This is a genomic window from Arthrobacter sp. P1_A5 (assembly GCF_056406825.1).
Genome location: NZ_JBFTZL010000054.1, coordinates 1 through 20,306, shown reverse-complemented (window position 1 = coordinate 20,306; position 20,306 = coordinate 1). Strand labels below are relative to the sequence as shown.

At 66.2% G+C, this 20,306-nt stretch carries 12 protein-coding genes; 2 read left to right on the top strand and 10 right to left on the bottom strand.

What is annotated here, in order from left to right:
* The 5 genes from AC1D1S_RS10130 to glf all read right to left on the bottom strand — a co-directional run.
* Positions 1 to 1,276 (bottom strand): acyltransferase family protein (locus AC1D1S_RS10130; protein WP_476994363.1); only part of this gene is annotated, 1,276 nt, incomplete at its 3' end.
* A 130-nt stretch (positions 1,277 to 1,406) separates the two neighbouring features.
* The gene (locus tag AC1D1S_RS10125) at positions 1,407 to 2,132 is read right to left on the bottom strand and encodes an ABC transporter ATP-binding protein (protein WP_476994362.1); all 726 of its coding nucleotides are present in this window, start codon (positions 2,130 to 2,132) and stop codon (positions 1,407 to 1,409) included.
* Complete coding sequence (locus AC1D1S_RS10120; RefSeq protein ID WP_476994361.1) at positions 2,133 to 3,014, bottom strand: ABC transporter permease; 882 nt, start codon at positions 3,012 to 3,014, stop codon at positions 2,133 to 2,135.
* 1 nt (position 3,015) lies between these two features.
* Positions 3,016 to 5,088, bottom strand: a complete 2,073-nt coding sequence (locus AC1D1S_RS10115; protein ID WP_476994360.1) for a glycosyltransferase — start codon at positions 5,086 to 5,088, stop codon at positions 3,016 to 3,018.
* Positions 5,085 to 6,272: a UDP-galactopyranose mutase gene (gene glf / locus AC1D1S_RS10110; protein WP_476994359.1), complete on the bottom strand. Its 1,188-nt coding sequence runs from the start codon at positions 6,270 to 6,272 to the stop codon at positions 5,085 to 5,087. Before glf ends, AC1D1S_RS10115 begins: the two co-directional genes overlap by 4 nt.
* Positions 6,273 to 6,561: 289 nt before the next feature.
* On the opposite strand from glf, the gene AC1D1S_RS10105 reads away from it, so the two are divergent.
* Positions 6,562 to 10,974: an FtsK/SpoIIIE domain-containing protein gene (locus tag AC1D1S_RS10105; protein ID WP_476994358.1), complete on the top strand. Its 4,413-nt coding sequence runs from the start codon at positions 6,562 to 6,564 to the stop codon at positions 10,972 to 10,974.
* Here the strand turns inward: AC1D1S_RS10105 and AC1D1S_RS10100 are convergent.
* Entirely contained in the window at positions 10,942 to 11,337 is a 396-nt protein-coding gene (locus AC1D1S_RS10100) for a hypothetical protein (protein ID WP_028276013.1), read from the bottom strand. The genes AC1D1S_RS10105 and AC1D1S_RS10100 overlap by 33 nt on opposite strands.
* A 404-nt stretch (positions 11,338 to 11,741) precedes the next feature.
* Between AC1D1S_RS10100 and AC1D1S_RS10095 the strand changes: the two genes are divergently transcribed.
* On the top strand, positions 11,742 to 11,990 hold the full coding sequence (locus tag AC1D1S_RS10095) for a WhiB family transcriptional regulator (RefSeq protein ID WP_003804966.1): 249 nt from the start codon (positions 11,742 to 11,744) through the stop codon (positions 11,988 to 11,990).
* A gap of 139 nt (positions 11,991 to 12,129) precedes the next feature.
* Here the strand turns inward: AC1D1S_RS10095 and AC1D1S_RS10090 are convergent, their stop codons facing one another.
* The 4 genes from AC1D1S_RS10090 to AC1D1S_RS10075 all read right to left on the bottom strand — a co-directional run.
* The gene (locus AC1D1S_RS10090; protein ID WP_476994357.1) at positions 12,130 to 13,599 is read right to left on the bottom strand and encodes a sensor histidine kinase; all 1,470 of its coding nucleotides are present in this window, start codon (positions 13,597 to 13,599) and stop codon (positions 12,130 to 12,132) included.
* Positions 13,600 to 13,635: 36 nt separating this feature from the next.
* The gene (locus tag AC1D1S_RS10085; protein ID WP_243181199.1) at positions 13,636 to 18,483 is read right to left on the bottom strand and encodes an NAD-glutamate dehydrogenase; all 4,848 of its coding nucleotides are present in this window, start codon (positions 18,481 to 18,483) and stop codon (positions 13,636 to 13,638) included.
* Positions 18,484 to 18,540: 57 nt separating this feature from the next.
* Entirely contained in the window at positions 18,541 to 19,860 is a 1,320-nt protein-coding gene (locus AC1D1S_RS10080) for a CpaE/TadZ family protein (protein WP_476994364.1), read from the bottom strand.
* Positions 19,857 to 20,306, bottom strand: a 450-nt coding sequence (locus AC1D1S_RS10075) for a hypothetical protein (RefSeq protein ID WP_476994356.1), incomplete at its 5' end; no start/stop codon positions are given. The genes AC1D1S_RS10080 and AC1D1S_RS10075, both read right to left, overlap by 4 nt.

The window sequence follows — 20,306 nt, the reverse complement described above, 5'->3', positions numbered from 1 at the left end:
GCACCGCCGCTGCCACCGTCGACGCCACGATCAGTCCTGCTGCCACGACGAAGGCATTCCGGCGCAGCCATCTCCACCGTCCAGGCGGCGATCCTTGGGCGGCTGGGGTTCCGTGCCGGAACTTCTGCTCGACGAGGTGGTAGGAGGCGGCCGCCAGGGCCAGGCTGATGGCCACCATGGCGGTTCCCTGGATGACGCCCGGAGCCCGCCCGAGGTGGAAGACGTAAATCACGACGACGGGCCAATGCCACAGGTACAGGGAATATGAGAGATCGCCGATGTAGGTCACTGGCGGCAGGCTGAGGACCCGGCTTGCCGAGTAACCGGCAGGGCTGCCCGGAGTGGCCGGGTCGGCCGCCGGCGAACCGGCGGTGAGCAGCAGCAATGTCCCCGCGACGGGCAGGAGGGCGATGCTGCCCGGGAAGTCCATCGCAACGGAGAGTGTCATTGCGGAAAAGACGATCACGCCCAGGCCGATCCAGCCTGAAAGCCGGGCCCGTACCGGGTCCAGGCGCAATTTGGGAATCAGCAGGGCGCCGATGCCCCCGGCGCCCAGCTCCCAGATCCGCGTGGTGGTAGCAAAGTACGCCATGTCGTGCTGGGAGGACGAGAAGGCTACGCTGTGGACGAAAGACGCCAGTGACACCACCGCCAGGATCCATAAGGAGACGGTTTCGATCCGGAAGCGCCGTTTCAYAGTGACGGCCACTCCCGCCAGCAGGATGACGGGAATCATCAGGTAGAACTGCTCTTCCACGGCCAGGGACCAGAAGTGCTGCACCGGGGACACCAGGGCGGTCGCCGCGGCGTAACTGTCCACGCTGAAGGCCTGGTTCCAGTTCTGCACTTGCAGGGCGGACATGATGACGTCCAAGGAAATGGACTGCCAACGGTTCTGCGGCAGCAGGACCACGGCGCCCAGCATGGTCGCCAGCAGAACCGTGGTGGCAGCCGGCAACAGGCGCCTGATCCGTTTCGCGTAGAAGTTAGAGAGCCGGATGTGTCCGGTACGCGCCAGTTCCTGGACGAGCGATCCCACAATCAGGAAGCCGGAGATGACGAAAAAGACGTCGACCCCGACAAAACCGCCAGGGAGAATGCCGGGCCAGACGTGATAGATGATCACCATGCCCACCGCCAGGGTGCGCAGCCCTTGGATGTCCAGTCGCCGGCCGTTCCTTCCAGCGCTGGAAGTGCCCGTGGTGCTGGCGGGCCTGGCCCGCTCGGGGGAGCCCTGGGGCTGGCGCAGGACAGCCGCCGACGGCAAACAGGTCACGGTTCTCTTTCTGTTTTCAAACAACGTCATCGTTAATTTGCGCTGTGTGAGCTTGCCGGGAACCTGAAGGGACCATGTCCAGCGGACATGGTCCCAACAGATGCGCTAAGGTTACCGGCTGCGGTACTGCCTAGGCCCGCAGCCGGGCAACGGCCTCATCAATAGGTCCGTCAAATAATACGTTGCCATGCTCGAGATAGACGCCCCGGGAACAGATGCGCGACACCAGGTCAAGGTCGTGACTGACGACCACCAGCGTCTTGCCGTCCCGGGCCAGTTCCTGGATCTTGGCTATGCACTTGCGCTGGAACGGCTCATCTCCGACGGCGAGGATTTCGTCGATCAGGAAGACCTCGGGGTCGGTGTGGACTGCCACGGAAAATGCCAGGCGCAGGTACATGCCGGACGAATAGAACTTGACTTCCGTGTCGATGAATTCGCCGATCTCGGAGAATTCGATGATCGCGTCGAAGCGTTCGTTGATCTGCTTCTCCGTCATCCCCAGGATCGCTCCATTGAGGTATACGTTGTCGCGGCCGGACAGATCAGGATGGAAACCCGCTCCGACCTCGATCAGCCCGGCCACGCGGCCGCGCGTGTAGACACTGCCGGAATCCGGGAGCATCACGCCGGAGATGTGCTTGAGCAGGGTGGATTTGCCGGAGCCGTTGAGGCCGAGCAATGCCACGGTCTCCCCCGTTTCCACCATCAGGGAGACGTCCTTCAGTGCGTGAAACTTCTTGGAAAGATCACCCTTGCGGCCCTTCACGAGCCAGACAACCGCCTCTTTGATGGAACGGGTATGGCGGAGCACGAACTCCTTGCTGACATTGGAAACTTCAATCGCGTTTGCCATTTAGAGCTCCTGGGCAAAGCGGCCTTCAAGCCGCCGAAAAGTTAGTTGTCCCAATGCCAGGACTGCCAGCGAAATGATCATGCCGACCGGCAGCCACAGGCTGAACAGGTTCGGCGGCATCGCGGCAGAACCGTCAGTTGTGGGGTACCAGAAGGCATAGTGGAACAACTCGACTCCCACCGTGATGGGGTTGGCCTGATAGAGGGCGAAGAGCCCGGGTCCCAGCTTTGCTTCCACCATCGTCCAGGAGTACATGACGGGCGATGCCCAGGTCGCCACCATCAGGAGCATGTCAACGAGGTTTTCCGAATCACGGAAATACACGTTGGCCGCCCCGAACAACAGCCCGAGCCCCGTGGCCAGGAAGCCCACAATGGCGAATCCGCCTACCGCCGCCAGGAGCTGGAAGGCGTCCGGATGCCACCCTGCGACGACGCATCCGATCACCAGGACAACGAGTTGGGGGAAGAAATGCACGGCCGAGACCCAGACCGACGCCACCGGAAACAGCTCCCGGGGAAGATAGATCTTCTTAATCAGGTTGCCGTTGTTCACGATCGATCGCGCGGAGTTCCCGAGGGCTTCGGAGAAGAAGTTGATCAGCACGATTCCGGAGAAGAGATACACGGCATAGTTTGAGAGGCCGTCCGGGTTCCGTGCACTTCGTTCCAGGCCCAGGAAGACGCCCAAGGCCACATAGAACACGAGAAACTGCACAGCGGGCTTCACATAGGACCAGAGGAGACCCAGAACAGAGCCGCGGTAGCGGACTTTCAGTTCCTTGCGGACCAGCAGTTTCAGCAGAAAACTGGACTGGCGAAGATCCCGAAATCCACCACCGAGACCCGGGCGGGTCAATTCCCCGGAAATCGTGGTTGTCACGCTATTTCACTTCGCTCTGGTGTGTTTTGTGAAGGTCTTCTTCAAGGAATCCGGGGACTTGGGCTACGGCATCGCTGCCTTGGCTGTTGGCGTCAAAAGTCGTCTTCCACGCTTCCATGGAGGTTATCTCGGCGAGGGCACCGCGGTACTCCCGCTTGAGGGCCGGCCATCTGCGGAGCACTTCTGCGTACACCTTCATGCTTTCTGCGAGTAGGCTTCGGACCCGGCGGGGATCGCGCTTGTACCAGGAAACTGCGCTGCCCTCCGCATTGGATACGAGCGCGCTGTCGTATTGGGAAACCCTCCACCATTTGTTGTCCTGATGGGCCACGATGGTCTCAGGATGGGCCTTGCTGGAGTCCGAAACAGGGAAGCCGACGTGCTTGACCACCGTCTTTGCTACCCACGGCACTAGCTGCAGATAAGACGGCACTGATACGCCCTTGCCGCGTCGGGGCACCTTCGTAGACATCACCGACGGGTAATCGTCAAAGCTGGGCTTGAACTGTGCTTCCGAGAACTGCTGGGCCATAGTCCGGATTTCGGGGAGTTTCGTTGGGAGAATTTCGTGCAGGCCACTGGGGCCCCGCAACAGGTCTTTCATGGCCTCGATACGGCCCTGCAGCGTGTAGTACTGCATCGAAATGTTGTGCTTAAGATCCAGCTTGATCGAGTTCTCCAAGAGGCCGCCGCCAAAGTCATACGGGCTGTGCAGCAGTGCGTAGATGAATCGGTTGCGGGTGTGGAAATAGGCCTGCCAGCCGACTAGGTCGTCCTTGTCGATCCAGGAGACGTGCCACACTGCCGAACCCGGCAGGGAAACCGTGTTGTAGCCTGCGGCTTTGGCACGAACGCCGTACTCCGTGTCGTCCCACTTGATGAAAACAGGCAACGAAAGACCGATTTCTCGGATGACAGCGGTGGGGATCAAACACATCCACCAGCCGTTGTAGTCGACGTCTACACGCCGGTGCATCCATGGCGTGTCTCGCAGGTTCCGCTGCGCAAAGTTGTGGCGCATCTGTTGGTCGGGATTGGCTTCGGCCGGGCCGATGAAGTAAGGATTAACGACCTCGCCAAGAGTGTGGAGGACATTCCGGTCGTGAAGGTCAAACATGTGGCCGCCGACCAACGTGGGCTTCTTACAGTAGTCAGCGAAGGTGCCCAGCCGGATAAGGCTTTCAGCCTCGATAACGACGTCGTCGTCAAGAAGGAGGACGTAGTCGCTGCCATTCTCCACAGCCTCGTACATGCCACGGGCGAAGCCGCCGGATCCGCCTAGGTTGTTTTGGTCAATGATGCGGAGCTTGCCGCCGAGAGCACTCTCAACTTCGGCGAAGCCCTCGGCTTCTGCCACTTTTTCGGTGCCCTGGTCGACGACGATTACTTCTTTAACCTGCTCCAACGCCTCGGGGTGTTGCCCGAGAATGCGGAGGTTATTAATGCAGAAACCCGTCTTGTTCAGAGTCGTAATTTCAAGCGTGATCGAACCTGTCTGCCGCCGATCGGCCTGGGTCTGCCATTCGGCTCCGACAAAATCCATCCCCTCGGTTCCGGCAGTAACGTCGAACCAATACCAGCCGCCGTCGCCGAAGGGGGCCAAGGAGAGAGTGAACTCAGTTTGTGCGTCTCCGGAGACCCTTGTGGTCTCGACATGCTGAAGCGAACCCCGGGCGTTGGAGCGGTAGATGCTGACGGTGCCGCGCCCGGAAGTACGCACCCTCAAGCGGACCTCCTCCACGGTGGTCCAGCGACGCCAGTAGCTTGCCGCGAATGCATTGAAGTAGGTTGCGAAGGAGATGCGCTCACCAGCACGCACTGACGCGCTGGTCCGCGACGTGATGTCATCTGCGTGCCCCATGCGTGCCGGGTTAAGAACGTTGACCGGCGCCTTGGTACTGCCGAATGCCCCATCGATATCCGTAGAACTGCTAACCACACCGGAATCCATGTACAGCGGGAGGGTTTCAAGACCCCGCTCGCCCGGGAGGATGACGCGCTGGATAGTATGCCAAGCTGCATCGTTGCCCGTGTCCGCCGTCAAGGTTTTATTGTCCTGCTGACCTACACTCATGCGTCCACTCCTCCGCTTTCAATCTTTGCGCCGCCTTCGAAGTGCGGGCGGATCTTGTTGTCGAACATGGTCAGGGCCGAGCCGATCGCCATGTGCATGTCCAGGTACTTATAGGTACCGAGGCGGCCGCCGAAGAGGACATCCTGCTCGGCCGCGGCCAGGTCGCGGTACTTCAGGAGCCGGTCGCGGTCCGTGGGCGTGTTGATCGGGTAGTAGGGCTCGTCGCCCTTCTCCGCGGCACGGGAGAACTCGCGCATAATGACGGTCTTCTCCGTCTGGTAGTCGCGCTCCGGGTGGAAGTGGCGCGGCTCGATAATGCGGGTGTACGAGACGTCTTCGTCGTTGTAGTTCACTACCGACGTGCCCTGGAAGTCCCCGACGTCGAGCACTTCTTCTTCGAAGTCGATGGTGCGCCAGGACAGATCGCCTTCGGCGTAGTCGAAGTAGCGGTCAACAGGTCCGGTGTAGACGACGGGGATGTTGCCGACCACCTTGTCCTTGCTGTACTCGTGGGACTCATCGAAGAAGTCCGTGTTGAGCCGCACCTCGATGTTGGCTTGTTCGGCCATCTTCTCGATCCACGCCGTGTAGCCGTTGGTCGGAAGGCCCTCGTACTTGTCGTTGAAGTACCGGTTGTCGTAGTTGTAGCGCACCGGAAGGCGGGAGATGATGCCCGCGGGCAGGTCCTTCGGATCCGTCTGCCACTGCTTGCCGGTGTAGTGCTTGATGAACGCCTCGTAGAGCGGGCGGCCGATCAGCTGGATGCCCTTGTCGTTCAGGTTCTGCGGATCGGTGCCGGCCAGTTCGCCGGCCTGCTCCTTGATCAGTTCCTGGGCCTGCCCCGGTGTGAGGTTGGCCCGGAAGAACTGGTTGATCGTGGCCAGGTTGATGGGCAGGGAGTAGACCTCGCCCTTGTGCACGCCGTAGACCTTGTGGACGTAGTTCGTGAACGTCGTGAAGCGATTCACGTACTCCCACACGCGGTCGTTGGACGTGTGGAAGAGGTGGGCACCGTAGCGGTGCACCTCAATGCCGGTCTGCTCTTCCTTTTCGCTGTAGGCGTTGCCGCCAATGTGGTGCCGGCGGTCGATGACGACTACCTTCAAGCCCAGCTCAGTGGCGGCCTGTTCTGCGATTGTCAGGCCGAAAAAGCCCGACCCTACGATGACGAGGTCAGCGGTCACAAACTCTCCTGGTTCGAATGCGGGCAGCGCAATGTTGTGCATTGTCTGCTGGTCTAGCCTACCTGAGACCCTGTGGGTACCGGCGAATCGCGGCTGGCCCAGCGATCAGATGCCACCCCCGTCACGGGTCCGGGAGCCCCGCATGGCGGGGGCAGCGGCGCCGCTCCGAAGCGTTTTCCACATGGATCATTTTCCCCGGCACTGCCGGGCCGGAGTCTCCCTACTGTGGAACCGGACCCGTGGAACAGGACCCGTGGAACCGGACGGCCGCTCGGAAAGGATGCCGCGGATGATTTACCACTGCACTCTCGCGCCCAGCAGCCTGATGCAGCGCGCCCCCGCAGCCGGTACGACGCCGGACGGGCAGCTCATTGAGCTCTCCGTCGAGGTCCCCGACCCTTGCCCGGGCGCGGACCTGGAGGCTGCCGTCGCCCGGCGCTACGGGACCGGTGAGCTGTCGGTCCGGGGAGCTCCGATCGCCGCCATGACCGTTGGCGTGCCTCCCCTGGTCCAGGGTGCTGTGCTGGTTGAGGGTGCTGGGCCGGTTGAGGGTGCTGTGCCGGTTGAGGGTGCTGGGCTCGTGACGGGATCGGGCGCGGCATTCCGCTCCGGGCCGGGCCAACGGCACGCTGCCACGTTGCTGCTCGCCGTGGACAGCGGTCCCGGCGCGGGCACGCTTGTCGCCCTGCGGCGGGGAAGGTTCCGGATCGGACGCGCCGGCACCGAGGTCGTGATCCCTGATGCCGCGCTCTCCCGGGAGCACGCGCGCCTGGACGTGGCGGACTCGGACGTCACGATCATGGACCTCGGCAGTGCGAACGGCACCAGCGTCGATGGCCGGAGCGTGCGAAAGGCCCCGGTGACCACGGCGTCCTCGATCCGCTGCGGCGACTCCACTATCTCGCTCCGGCTCTGGCCATCGGGTGTGCCCCGTGCTGCCCCGGACGCCGTGACGTCGCTGGCAGGCTCCAGCGTTGCCGCGCCGCTGGTTGTCCGCGGCACCGCCGCCCCAGGCCACCGCGCCGCCATGGCGCTGGCCGCGGTGCTGCCGCTCCTGGTCGGCGTCGGCCTGGCATTTCTCACCGGCATGTGGATGTTCTTGGCCTTCACCGCAGTCTCTGGCGTGTCCGTCCTGGTCCCGTTTCTTTCGGGCCGCCGCCAGCGCCGCGAGTTCCAGGCCGCTGTGGCGGGGGCCGCCCTGCAGGACAGGGAACGACGCCGGCACGCCGCACCCTCCGCGGCTGACCTGACCATTGGTTGCGCGGCTGCGGTGCCCCCCACAGCCCGTGCGCCTGGCGGGGAGCCGCCGGACATCTGCCTGCGGCTCGGGCTGGCGGAACAGAGCGCGAACATCCGGCCCGAACCACCCGACGCCGGCTTTCGGCCACCGCCGCTCGGCCAGGTGCCCCTGACCTTGGACCCGGTCCCGGCGGTGTTGACCGTCCACGGCCCCGCGCCCGCGACGGCCGGACTGATGCGCTCGTTCATCCTGCAACTGGCCGCCTATCCCCTGGCGGAGAGCACCCGACTGCTGTTGCATGGCCCGGCGGACACGGTGCCGTTGCCGGCGCGCTTCCTGCCCGGCGTCACACTGTCCGCGAACGACGCCACCACTGCGGCCGTGCTGGCCGGCGATCCCGGCGGCCCCGGCGGTTCAGGCGGCCCCGGCAGTCCCGGCAGTCCCGGCGGCCCCGGCGGCCCTGGCGGTCCCGGCGATCCAGGCGGACCAGGCGGTCCTCCGGTTCATGGCGAAGGATTCGACCGCGGTGTCCTCATTCTTTGGAACTCTCCGGCGCAGTCAGGTGCCGCGCCCGGTCCGGGCGCTGCTGGAGCCTGCCCGCCATTCAGGGCAATGGCGGCGGCGCACGGATGGAGGGTGATCGAGTGCTCGCCGGAGCCCGGTTCCGGCGTACACCCTGGCATTGTCCTCGGCCGGCGCGGCGCCCTGATCAGGCCTGGGTCCCCGCCCGTGGACTTCGTGCCGGATCTGGTCCCGGCCGAGGTCTTTGACCGCTTTTGCCGTGGGTTCAGTGCCGCACGGCGTACGCCGGCGACTCCCCCGCCAGCCATCCCGCATCATTGCAGCCTGTCAGACGTCCTTCCCCTCGCTGCACAGGACATCTCCCGGCGCTGGTCCCGGAGCGGCGCGGAGGCCGGGCTGGGTACGCCCGTCGGCGCAGCGGTCCGGGGTGCCGTGCGGATCGACCTGAAGGCTGACGGTCCACACTTCCTGGTCGCGGGGACCACGGGTTCCGGAAAGTCGGAGTTCTTGCGGACTCTTGCCGCCGGCCTCGCGGCCAGCCATCCGCCGGACCGGGTCAACCTGCTCTTCATAGATTTCAAGGGCGGCTCCGGCTTGGGCCCACTCACCGGCCTCCCGCACTGCGTCGGCATGCTGACCGATCTGGGCGCTGCGCAGGTGGAGCGCACACTGGTTTCCCTGCGGGCCGAGGTCCGCAGGAGGGAGGAACTGCTCGCCCGGGCCAATGCCCCGGATCTCGCGGCCTACAAGGCGTCACCGGCCGCCGGACCGCCAGTCCCCTCTCTGGTCATCATCGTTGACGAGTTCAGGATCCTGGTGGACGAAGCGCCCGGCGCCCTCGCCGAGCTTATGAGGATTGCCGCCATCGGCCGGTCACTTGGGATACACCTCATCATGGCCACCCAGCGCCCGCAGGGAGCCCTGAACGCCGACATCAGGGCCAACGTCACCACATGCATCGCGCTCCGGGTCCAGTCCGGCCCCGAATCCTCCGACGTGATGGGCTCTGGGCTCGCGGCCGCGATTCCCATCTCACGCCCCGGGCGGGCATTCCTGATCCGCGGTGCGCAAGCTCCGGAGGAATTCCAGACGGCCACCCTGACGCCCCGGGCCGCCCCGCGGTCACCCGGGACGGTCACGGTTCGCACGGCCACGGACGAGCTGACCCGGCCACCGGCAGCCGCCGGTTTCCGGTCCGACGGCTCCGCCGGACGCGAAGCAGACGACGGCGCGGTCCTGGCACCGCTTCCGGCTCCGGCCCTGACTCCGGCCTTGGCTCCGGCACATGGGGCGGCGGCGCTGATCGACGCCGCTGCGGCCGTGTGGCAGGGTCTCGGCACACGAACGCCCCGCCGGCCGGTGGCAGATCCGCTGCCCGCCCTGCTGCCGCACCCAGGTTCCGGGCACGCCGGGCGGGACATGGTCAGGCTGGGCCGGGTGGACCTGCCGGAACTCCAACGCGTCACGGAGCTGGGCTGGAGTCCCGCCGGGCATGGGCATCTGGGCCTTATCGGCGCTGAAACCGGCGCCGGGGACCCAGTTTTGGCCCTCGCAGTTGATCAGCTTCTGGCCGGCACTGTGGAGTCGCACCTGTACATACTTGACGCCGCCAGCGCCTTCAGCGGCACCGCAGCGGAATCCCGAGTCGGCGCCGTAGCCGGCCTGCACGAAGTGCGCCGGGCTGCCAGGGTGCTGCGGCGGGTCGCCGAAGAAGCCACGTCACGGCTGGGTGCGCCTGCGGGCCGGCCGCGGCCCGGGCTGGTTCTGGTGGTCAGCGGCTGGGGCGCCTGGGTTTCGGCATTCCGGTCCGGGCCGCTGGCGTGGGCAGAAGACCTCTTTCATGACATCGTGCGGGACGGTTCCCTGGCAGGGATCACTGTCCTCGTCTCCGGCGGGCGTGAGCTGGTGACCGCGAGGTTCTTCGCTGGCCTGCCCAACCGGATTTTCTTCCCTTTAGGCTCTAGCGACGAAGGCCGCCTCGCATGGCCGCGGCTTCCGGCGCTGGAACCGGTCCCCGGCCGCGTGGCCGTGTTCGGCGCCTTCGTTCCCACGCCTCTTGCGACCGGGCACGCCGCCCAGCTGTTCGAACCAGCGGCCGCTGGCGGGCCGCGTCCCACGAGTGGGGCCGTGTCGAAGAGGCCCTTCCGGGTGGAYGCGCTGCCCGGGTCGGTGACCGTGGACGAGGTGCTGGCCCGGTGCGGCTCCGGTCCAGGGCGGAGGACTCGTGGGCCTGCTGCCGGGCCCGGCGCCATGCCCGGCCCGGCGGATGTCCCGGTCCCGGCGGTTGCTTTGGTCCTCGGGGTCGGCGGCGACGAACTGCGGCCGCAGGGGATTCAGTTGCCCTCCGGCGGCGTTCTCGCGGTCCTCGGCGGCCCCGGCTCGGGAAAAAGCACGCTGCTGGCTGCACTGCCGGGGATGAACCCTGCTTGCGCCTGGCTCGCGCCACGGCCGGGAACCGCATCCGGCCAGTACTGGTCCGGGCTCCACGCCAGCGCACTCGCGGGCACCTTGGACCGGACAGCGATTGCGCTCGCAGACGACGCCGATCTGCTCTCACCCGAGGCCAACAGGGCCTTGGCGTCCCTGAACAGCCTGGGCTGGAGGGTGATCCTCACCGCGGGATTTGGCCCGGGCTTTGGGCAACGGGTGGATCTCGCTGCCATCGCGCGCGGCCAGGGGCGGGCGGTCCTGATACGTCCGCGGGGGTTCATGGACAGTGAGCCGTTCGGGGTCCGGTTCGAACCGGAGCACAGTCCTCCGCCGGGACGCGCCGTCGTCATTTCCGACGGCCGCGCGACGCCGGTCCAGCTGGCCGCGCTCCGCCCGGCCGTCCGCCCGGAACTCCTCCGCGCCGACGGCGGCCCGGACCACATCTCCCCCGGGCGGCACGCCGCACGGGACGGACCTCTACAGGGCGGGAGGGGCTCCGGCTGCCCGTGAGGCGAAAGCTATGACCCGCTTGTCGAACAGAAGCACGATCGCCGTCACAGCGGGGACCAGCATGGCCAGTCCGGCCAACGGATAGCCGCCGGTCAGGGTGGGGAAGCCAATGGTCAGCACGAAGATTTGGGCCACGAGGGCACCGGCCCGCGGCCAGCGGAACCCCCGCAGCAGGAAGCGGGCGACGGCAAAGAGCCACACGGAGAAGGCCAGCAGCAGGCAGAGCGTAAAGACGGCACCCCAAAAAGAGAGTACCGGCGCCCCGGTCAGAAGCTGTGTCCCGTACCAGACGGCCGCCACGAGCAGCGCCGTGGCTTCCAGTGCCACGACCACGGCGATGACAACAATTCCCCGAGGCCGCACAGGGCCACCGCCAGGGGCTACGCCCGGATTCGGCAGCGAATTTGCTTCAGGAGGCCCGCCGGCATTTTCAGGGAGACTCTCACCGGGGGTTTCGCGGGGATTCTCACCGGGGTATTCGCCGGCATTTTCACGGGGATCTTCAGGGTTCACAGGGGGCCTTGACACACTGGCACACTACCGGACATAGTCGACTAGATGTGAGGACGCCGCCACTGAATGTGATGCATCGCTCACGGTCTCGAGGCATCTTGGCCTCTATTACCCCTTGTTTACACAGCGTTAACATGACACGCTTAATCCAGATGACCGAGGGGGCCCCAATGGGCCCTTTTCTTATGAAGCCTCTAGTGAATAATTTCACAAAGGCATTTAACGAGTTCCCAGGAATGGAGTGACTGATCAGCATGGATTGGCGTAACCGCGCAGCCTGCCTTGACAAGGACCCGGAGCTGTTCTTCCCCGTAGGAAACACCGGCCCTGCCCTCCTGCAGATCGAGGAAGCGAAAAGTGTTTGCCGGCGCTGYCCGGTCGTGGACACCTGCCTGCAGTGGGCGTTGGAGTCCGGCCAGGATGCCGGAGTGTGGGGCGGCATGAGCGAGGACGAGCGCCGCGCCCTCAAGCGCCGCGCAGCAAGGGCACGGCGCGCCTCCTGATTCTGCTGCCCAAGCACCGATAGCTACGGTGCCGGCAACGATCGCACGACCCTGCAGCAATGGCCGCGGACCCACAGGTCCGCGGCCATTGCCCGTTTAAGCCGGTGCGCCCGGCATCAGTGCCCCCGGCGTCAGGCTGTCAGCGCGGCGTCAGGCTCAGGACAATCTGGACGGCGGTTCCCCCGCCGTCCCTTCCCTGCCAGTGGATGGTGCCACCAAGTTCACTCATGACCAGCGTGCGGACAATCTGCAGGCCCAGGCCCTCGACATACGGCGTGTCCGGCAGTCCGACGCCGTCGTCCTCCACCGTCACGGTAAGAAGTTCATCCCCGTCCTCGCTCTCCGACCGGTCGGCGACGAGCCAGACGGTACCGGTGCGCCCCTCCAGCCCGTGCTCGACGGCGTTCGTGACCAGCTCGTTGATGACCAGGGCCAACGGGGTGGCGAAGTCGCTCGGCAGTTCGCCGAAGAGGCCGGAACGCTGTGTCTTGACCTGCTGCGAGGGCGAGGCGACCTCGGCAGAGAGCCTGAACTGGCGGCCGATGAGTTCGTCAAAATCGACGCTCTGGGTCAGGCCCTGCGAGAGCGTCTCATGCACGAGGGCAATGGTCGCCACCCGTCGCATGGCCTGCTCGAGCCCCTGTTTGGCCTCGTCGCTGACCATGCGCCGCGACTGCATCCGCAAGAGGGCGGCGACAGTCTGCAGATTGTTCTTCACCCGGTGATGGATTTCGCGGATCGTGGCGTCCTTGGTGACCAGCTCCATCTCCCGGCGGCGCAGCTCCGAGACGTCCCGGCACAAGACCAGGGCGCCGAACCGCTGCTGCTCGTCGCGCAGCGGGATCGCGCGCAGCGAAAGACTCACGCCGCGTGACTCGATTTCACTGCGCCACGGCATCCGGCCCGTGACGACGAGCGGCAGGGTTTCATCGACCATGCGCCGGTCCCGCAGAAGCCCGGCGGTGACCTCGGCGAGGGACCGGCCCTCGAGGGACTCGCCGTCGCCGAGGCGGCGGAACGCGGAGACCCCGTTGGGGCTGGCATACTGCACGATCCCCTCGGCGTCGAGCCTGATCAAACCGTCACCCACACGGGGCGCGCCGCGGCGCGAGCCTGTGGGCGACGCGAAGTCCGGCCACAGGCCCAGGGTGCCCATGCGCAGCAAATCGTAGGCGCATTGCCGGTAGGTGAGCTCGAGCCGGGACGGCATCCGCGAACTCGACAGGTCCATATGGGAGGTCACGATCGCCAGGGTGCGGCCGTTGCGGACCATCGGGACCGCCTCGACCCGCAGGGCCATGTCGCTGCTCCAGTTGGTCTCGTTGGAGCGTTCGATCGCGCGGCTCTCCCACGCCTTGTCGACCAGCGGCTGCAGGTCCGACCGGATCCCCTCCCCCACGAAGTCGGCGTGGAACACCGTGTGCGTGGTGGAGGGGCGGACGTGGGCCAGTGCCACATAGCCGAACTCCGGGTGCGGAAACCACAGGGCCAGGTCGGCGAACGCGAGGTCGGCGACCATCTGCCAGTCGCCGACCAGGAGATGCAGCCATTCGGCATCCCCCGGGCCAAAAWCAGCATGTTCCCTGATTGGGTCCGTAAAGATTGCCACAGCACCTCCATTTGCGACGCCAGGGACGGCTGCCCCTTAGCGTCGGACGATTGACCTCAAGAGCCTCAATGCTACCGACAGTGAGGCCATGTCATCCGCCTCGAGCGCATTGACCTCGTCAAACATTGACTTCGCCCGGCCCAGCTGCTCCGCGTTCTGGCCCTCCCAGACCGCAAGACGCTCCTCGGCGGGAGTCCCGGCCGGGGTGCACTCCAGCACGGCCGTCGTCATGTCCGAGACGGTGGAGTAGAGGTCATCGCGAAGGGCTGCGCGGGCCAGGGCCTGCCAGCGGTCCTCCCTCGGCAGCTTGGTGATGCGTTCGAGCAGGGAATCTGCATGGAAGCGGTTGAAGACCGTGTAGTACACGTGGGCAATATCGGCCACGGATTCCTTGCTGCCGTGGACGATCTTGGCGATGTCCAGGAGCACGAAGCTCTCGAACAGTTCCGCCCAGCGGTGGGCCAGGTCTTCCGGAAGGTCCCAGCTGCGCGCCTTCTCCAGCCATTCGGCCACGCGGGCGCGGTCGTCGCCCCGGAGGTAGTCGAGCAGCCGGGCCCGCATGGGATCCATCAGCGGCTTGAATTCGGCCACGATCTCGGCGATCGGACGGGACGCCGAGCCTTGGCCGAGGAGCCACCGGACGGCGCGGTCCAGCAGCCGCCGGATGTCCAGGTGGACGGTGCTCCAGTGTTCGGTCGGGAACGACGCCGGCAGTTCGTTGAGTTCCTTGACCATGATGTCCAGCTCGTAGACCTCGCGGAGGGCCACGAACGCCTTGGCGACGGCGGCCTCCGTGGCCGAGGTTTCCTCGATGGCACGGAACGCGAAGGTGATGCCGCCGAGGTTGATCATGTCGTTGGCAACCACGGTCGCGATGATCTCCCGACGCAGCGGGTGGGTGTCCAGTTCGGCGTCGAACCTCTCCCGCAGCTGCTCCGGGAAGTAGGCCCGCAGCGTCATGCGGAACCACGGGTCATCGGCGAGGTCGCTGTCGCGCAAAGCCGTGGCAAGTTCGATCTTGGCGTAGGCGGCCAGGACCGACAGCTCCGGAGAGGTCAGCCCCTGGCCCTGTTCCAGGCGCTCGCGCAGCGTGTCCGTGGTGGGCAGGGCCTCGAGGTCCCGCTTGAGGTCCGCCGACTTTTCCAGCCAGTCCATGAGCCGTTCGTAGCTCGGGCTCCATTCGGAGACACGCATCCGGTCGTTGAGGAGCAGGATGTTCTGGTCGATGTTGTCCTCAAGCACCAGCCGGCCGACCTCGTCGGTCATCGAGGCCAGGAAGTCCGCACGCTCGGCGGGCTCAAGCTTGCCTGCCGCTACCATCCGGTCCACGAAGATCTTGATGTTGACCTCGTGGTCCGAGCAGTCGACGCCGGCCGAGTTGTCGATCGCGTCCGTGTTGAGGATGACGCCCTGCAGCGCGGCCTCGATGCGTCCGCGCTGGGTCATCCCCAGGTTTCCGCCCTCCCCAACCACCTTGACCCGCAGTTCGCGGCCGTCAACGCGGATGGAGTCATTGGCCTTGTCGCCGACCTCGGCATTCGTTTCGGTGCTGGCCTTGACGTAGGTGCCGATGCCGCCGTTGTAAAGCAGATCGGCCGGGGCTAGGAGGATGGCGCGCAGGAGCTCCGGCGGGCTCAGTTCCGTGGTGCCCTCCGGGAGGCCGAGGGCGGTACGGACCTGCGCGGACACGGGGATCGACTTGGCCTGCCGGGCAAAGACGCCGCCGCCTTCGCTGATGAGCGACTTGTCGTAGTCATCCCAGGAGGACCGGGGCAGTTCGAAGAGCCTCTGGCGTTCCGCGTAGGACGTTGCCTCGTTAGGGGTGGGGTCGAGGAAGATGTGCCGGTGGTCGAAGGCAGCCAGCAGGCGGATGTGCTTGGAGAGCAGCATGCCGTTGCCGAACACGTCGCCGGACATGTCACCGACGCCCACCACGGTGAAGGGCTCGGCCTGGGTGTCGAGGTCCAGTTCGCTGAAGTGGCGCTTGACCGACTCCCACGCGCCGCGGGCGGTGATGCCCATGGCCTTGTGGTCGTAGCCGACGGAGCCGCCGGAGGCGAAGGCGTCCCCGAGCCAGAAGCCGTATTCGCCGGCCAGACCGTTGGCGATGTCGGAGAAGGACGCCGTCCCCTTGTCGGCCGCGACCACAAGGTAGGAATCGTCGTCGTCATGGCGCACGACGTCGGCCGGGGGCCGGACGGTTTCGCCCTCGGGCGTCACGATCAGGTTGTCCGTGATGTCCAGGAGTCCGCGGATGAACGTTTTGTAGCTCTCAACACCTTCGGCCATCCAGGCGCTGCGGTCTGCCGCGGGGTCCGGGAGCTGCTTGGCGTAGAAGCCGCCCTTGGCGCCCGTCGGAACAATGACGGCGTTCTTGACGGTCTGCGCCTTCACCAGGCCCAGGATTTCCGTGCGGAAGTCCTCGCGCCGGTCCGACCAGCGCAGGCCGCCGCGGGCCACCTTGCCGAAGCGCAGGTGCACGCCCTCGACCCGGGGAGAGTAGACCCAGATCTCGAACATCGGCCGCGGGAAGGGCAGGCCCTCGATCAGGGACGGATCCAGTTTGAAGCTCATGTGGGGCTTGTTCTGGAAGTAGTTCGTGCGGAGCGTGGCCTGGATCAGGTTCTTGAACGTGCGCAGCAGGCGGTCGGCATCGAGGGTCGCGACCTGCTCGATCGCTGCATCCAGTCCGGCGAGGACCTCTACCTCCCTGAGCACGCGGCCGGAGTCACTGAGCGCCGGGTCGAACCGGGCAGTGAACAGGGCGCTGAGTCCCCGGGTGACGTCCGGGTTCGCCAGCAGGGTGTCAGCCAGGAACCCGAAGGAGTTGGTGTTGCCCATTTGCCGCATGTACTTGGCGTAAGCGCGCAGTACGACAACCTGGCGCCAGTGCATGCCCTCCCGCAGTACCAGCCGGTCAAAGCTGTCGGATTCCACGGCGCCGGTAACGGCGGCGCCGAAGAACTCGCCCAGCAACTGTCCGGTGGCCTGGGGATCCACTCCGGCGGGGTACTTGAGGCCGAGGTCGTAGAGGAAGAAGTCCCGGTGATCCGCGGTCTCGATCTCGAACGGGCGCTCGTCCAGGACCTCGAGCCCGAGGTTGTGGAAGTACGGCAGGATCTGGCTCAGGCTCTTCGGCTCCAGCATGTAGAGCTTGACCCGGGCGTCCTCTTCCAGTGTGGCTCCGGCGCCGTCGGGGAGGTACACGTGGACGCCGGGGTGCTCCTTGACGGCTTCGCCGGCCCGTTCGGCCGCGGCACCGTACTTTTCGAAGCGGTCGATGTCCTGCAGCGCGTCTTCGATCTCGTAGTCCACCCGGTACCCGGCCGGGAACGCCTCGGCCCAGACCGCTGCCAGTTCCTTGGCGCCGTCGCCGCGGGCGCGCAGAACTTCGGAAATGCCTTCGCCCCAGGAACGGGCGGCCCGGACCAGGCGCTTCTCCAGTTCGTCGCTGTTGACGTTGCTGACGTCGGCGTCCTTGGGCAGCCGGATCCGGAAGAAGAGGCGGGCCAGAGCGGACTCTGTCATGCGCGCCTCGTAGTCGATGGAGACGGCGTTGAAGGTCTCCCGCAGTTCCTGCTCAATGCGCAGGCGGACGTTGGTGGTGTAGCGGTCGCGGGGCAGGTAGACGACGGCGGACATGAAGCGGCCGTAGATGTCGGGGCGGAGGAAGAGCCGCGTCCGGCGGCGTTCCTGCAGCCGCTGGATGCCGGTGGCGATGGCGGCGAGGTCCGGGATTTCGATCTGGAAGAGCTCATCGCGCGGATAGGTTTCAAGGATGCCGAGGAGGTCCTTGCCCGAGTGCGAGTCCGGCGGGAAGCCGGCGTCGCTGAGAACAGCGGCGACTTTCTCCCGGACTACGGGGATATCGCGGACGGAACCGGCGTAGGCGGTCGTGGCGAACAGGCCGATGAAGCGGCGTTCGCCGTTGACGTTGCCGGCGGCGTCGAAGCTTTTAACGCCGATGTAATCCAGGTACGCCGGGCGGTGCACGGTAGAGCGGGAGTTCGCCTTCGTAATCACGAGCGCGCGCTTCTCGCGGGCCTTCTTCCTGCCGGCCTCGGTGAGGTGCTGGACCTGGCGTGTGTCCGCACCGGCGCGGAGCAGGCCGAGGCCGCTTTCCTCGCGCAGTTCCAGGACATCCTCGCCGGATTCGTTGACGAGGTCGTATTCGCGGTAGCCGAGGAAGGTGAAGTTCCCGTCATCGAGCCAGCGGAGCAGGTCCTGGGCCTGGCGCAGCTCGGCAATCTGCGCCCGGTTGGCCACCCGGTCCAGATCCGCGGAAATTTCAAGGGCTTTCGTGCGCATCTTCGGCCAGTCTTCGACGGCGGCGCGGACGTCGCCAAGCACGCGGGAGATTCCCTTGACCAGCTCCGCGCGCTTCTCCTCGTCGACGAGGTCGATCTCGACGGCGATCCAGGATTCCATGTGCGAGGCGTTGTCGCCCTCGGCGATCAGGTGGGAGAGGTTCGGCATGGCCGCCGTGTCACCGCTGGAGATGCCCAGGTGGGAGGGGACGCGGGCCACCTTGACGAGGTTGCCGGTCTCCCGGTTGCGGGTCACTACGAAAAGTGGGTGCAGCACGAGGTGGATGGGCGCGTTCTGCCGGACCAGTTCGGCGTTGACGGAGTCCACGAGGAAGGGCATATCGTCGGTGACGATGTACAGGACGCTGCAGTCTGCCTCGTCACGAAGGGCGATGTTTGCGATGCCCGGCTTCCGCGTCGCCGCGATTTGGCGGTGGGTTTCGGTCCTTGCCGTCAGGACTTCCTGGGGATAGGCCCGGAAATCCTCCTCCGCGAGGTGCTCGTAGTAATCCCCGAGGTAGCTTTCGCTGCTACCGATCGAGACGGGCTGATCCTCCACGCTGGACCCAGACGACATCGAAACGCCTCCATAAAAGAAGTTCACAGCCGCCTCTTTGCGGCCCTTACGTTGACCCTAACCCTTTGCCCGGCGTCGTGCTGTAGAAGAAAAGACAAAGGATTTCTTATTTCGCTGGGCAGGTGCACAAACCAAAATGGCGATCGCGTGCCTCAACTCGGATTCAGGGGCGGATTCGAGCAAAAGTGCCCCGGACAGGAGGGCGGCGTCGCTCGCCGCGGGGTCGGAGGGCAGGAACGCCGACAACGGCGCCGAGGGGCCGTACCGCTCCCAGGCGGCCCGCAGCTGGCGCTCGGGCGAGCGCCCAACCGCGGAGGTCCTGACCTTGTTCAGGACCACTTGCGGCGCCGCCTGCGGGACGGCCGCCTGAAGCTCGGCGAGGCCGCGGACGAGCCTCGGCACCCCGATGGAGTCCGCCGCCCCGACGGCAAAGACCGTGTCGGCCAGCTCCAGGCTTCGCAGGGTCGCGGCGTTTCGGCGCGGCGCGCCACTGTCAAAGCCAAGCTCGTCATCGGCTTCGAGGCAGAAGCCGGTGTCCACCACAGTGACATCCGCAATCTCCCGGGCCCGCTCCAGCACCAGCGTGAGGGCCGCGGCGCGCAGTTCCGTCCAGCGGTCCGCCCGCGTAATCCCGGTGAGCACCCGCAGCGCGCCGGCCTTGGTCGGCACGGTCGTGGCGATCCTGAGCAGGGCCTCGGCGTCAAGCAAGCCCTGGTCTGCCAGCCGGCAGGCCTGGGCCAGCCCGGCGGCCTCGTCAAGCAGACCCAGGAGGGCGGCCACGCTGGCACCATAGCTGTCGGCGTCGACCAGCAGCACGGAATGGCCTTCCGCGGCCAGCTCCCCGGCGATGTTGGCGGCCACCAGGGTCCGGCCCGGCGCCCCGGCCGGACCCCAGACCGCAATGATCCGGCCCTTCGCGCCTGGGCTTGCGGTGACGGTTTGCGCCCCGGAAGACCGCGGCACCTGCCCTGCGGCGGCGACGGACGCGGCGCTGTCACCCGCGGCCGGCCCGGGCCCCGCTCCGGTGCCACTGAGCTGCGCCACCGCTGCGGAAATCCGCGCCGCCAGGGCCGCGGCGTCAACGGCCCGGGCTTCCGCTGCCACGCCAATGGTCCGCAGGCGGACAGTTTCCTCCGGATTGTCGGTCAAGGCGATGACGACGACGCCGACGGCGGACAGCCGGTCCACCAGCGAGGCCGTCAGCTCTTCGCTGCCGGCCGCTACGACGGCGGCGCGGGCCAACCCGCTCTGGCAGGCGGCCAGCAGTTCCGCCAGCTCGCTGCACCGCCGGACAACGGACACGGGCCCGTGCAGCCTCTCCAGTCCGCCGACCAGGTCATCGCGAGAGTCCCCCACAGTCACCACGGGAATGCTCATCGCGAGGTACCGCCCGGGTTCCACACGACCGCGATCTTTGCTTTGTTGGCCTGGGCCCCCAGCAACTTGGGCATCTGGGCGTCGGGGACGAGCACCATGACCACCGTGGAACGGGAGGAGCCCAGGGCTGTGCTGCCCGGGGTGATCTGGGCAATTTCGGCGCCGGAGAGGAGCAGGGAGGGCTCGCTGAAGCCGTTGCGGGTATCCGGCAACGCCACCCAGACATCCACGCGCGAGCCCGCCACGGCCTGGGCGGGAAGGGTCTCCTCGACGGTGACGGAAACGGGCTTGCGGTCCAGCCCGTCGAGCTGCCCGACACTCTCACGCGGCAGCAGCTGGTCCTTGCCGATCCGCTGCACGGCCACAAGTCCGGCATCCAGGCCGGACTCCGGGGTCAGATATCGCTGTTCCACCTCGCCGAGCCGCACCTTGACCCGGTGCAGCTT

What these genes read in the sequence shown, in the direction of transcription:
- AC1D1S_RS10125 (WP_476994362.1), bottom strand. Translation starts at nt 2,132, where the DNA reads ATGGCAAACGCGATTGAAGTTTCCAATGTCAGCAAGGAGTTCGTGCTC.
- AC1D1S_RS10115 (WP_476994360.1), bottom strand. Translation starts at nt 5,088, where the DNA reads ATGAGTGTAGGTCAGCAGGACAATAAAACCTTGACGGCGGACACGGGC.
- AC1D1S_RS10085 (WP_243181199.1), bottom strand. Translation starts at nt 18,483, where the DNA reads ATGTCGTCTGGGTCCAGCGTGGAGGATCAGCCCGTCTCGATCGGTAGC.
- AC1D1S_RS10080 (WP_476994364.1), bottom strand. Translation starts at nt 19,860, where the DNA reads ATGAGCATTCCCGTGGTGACTGTGGGGGACTCTCGCGATGACCTGGTC.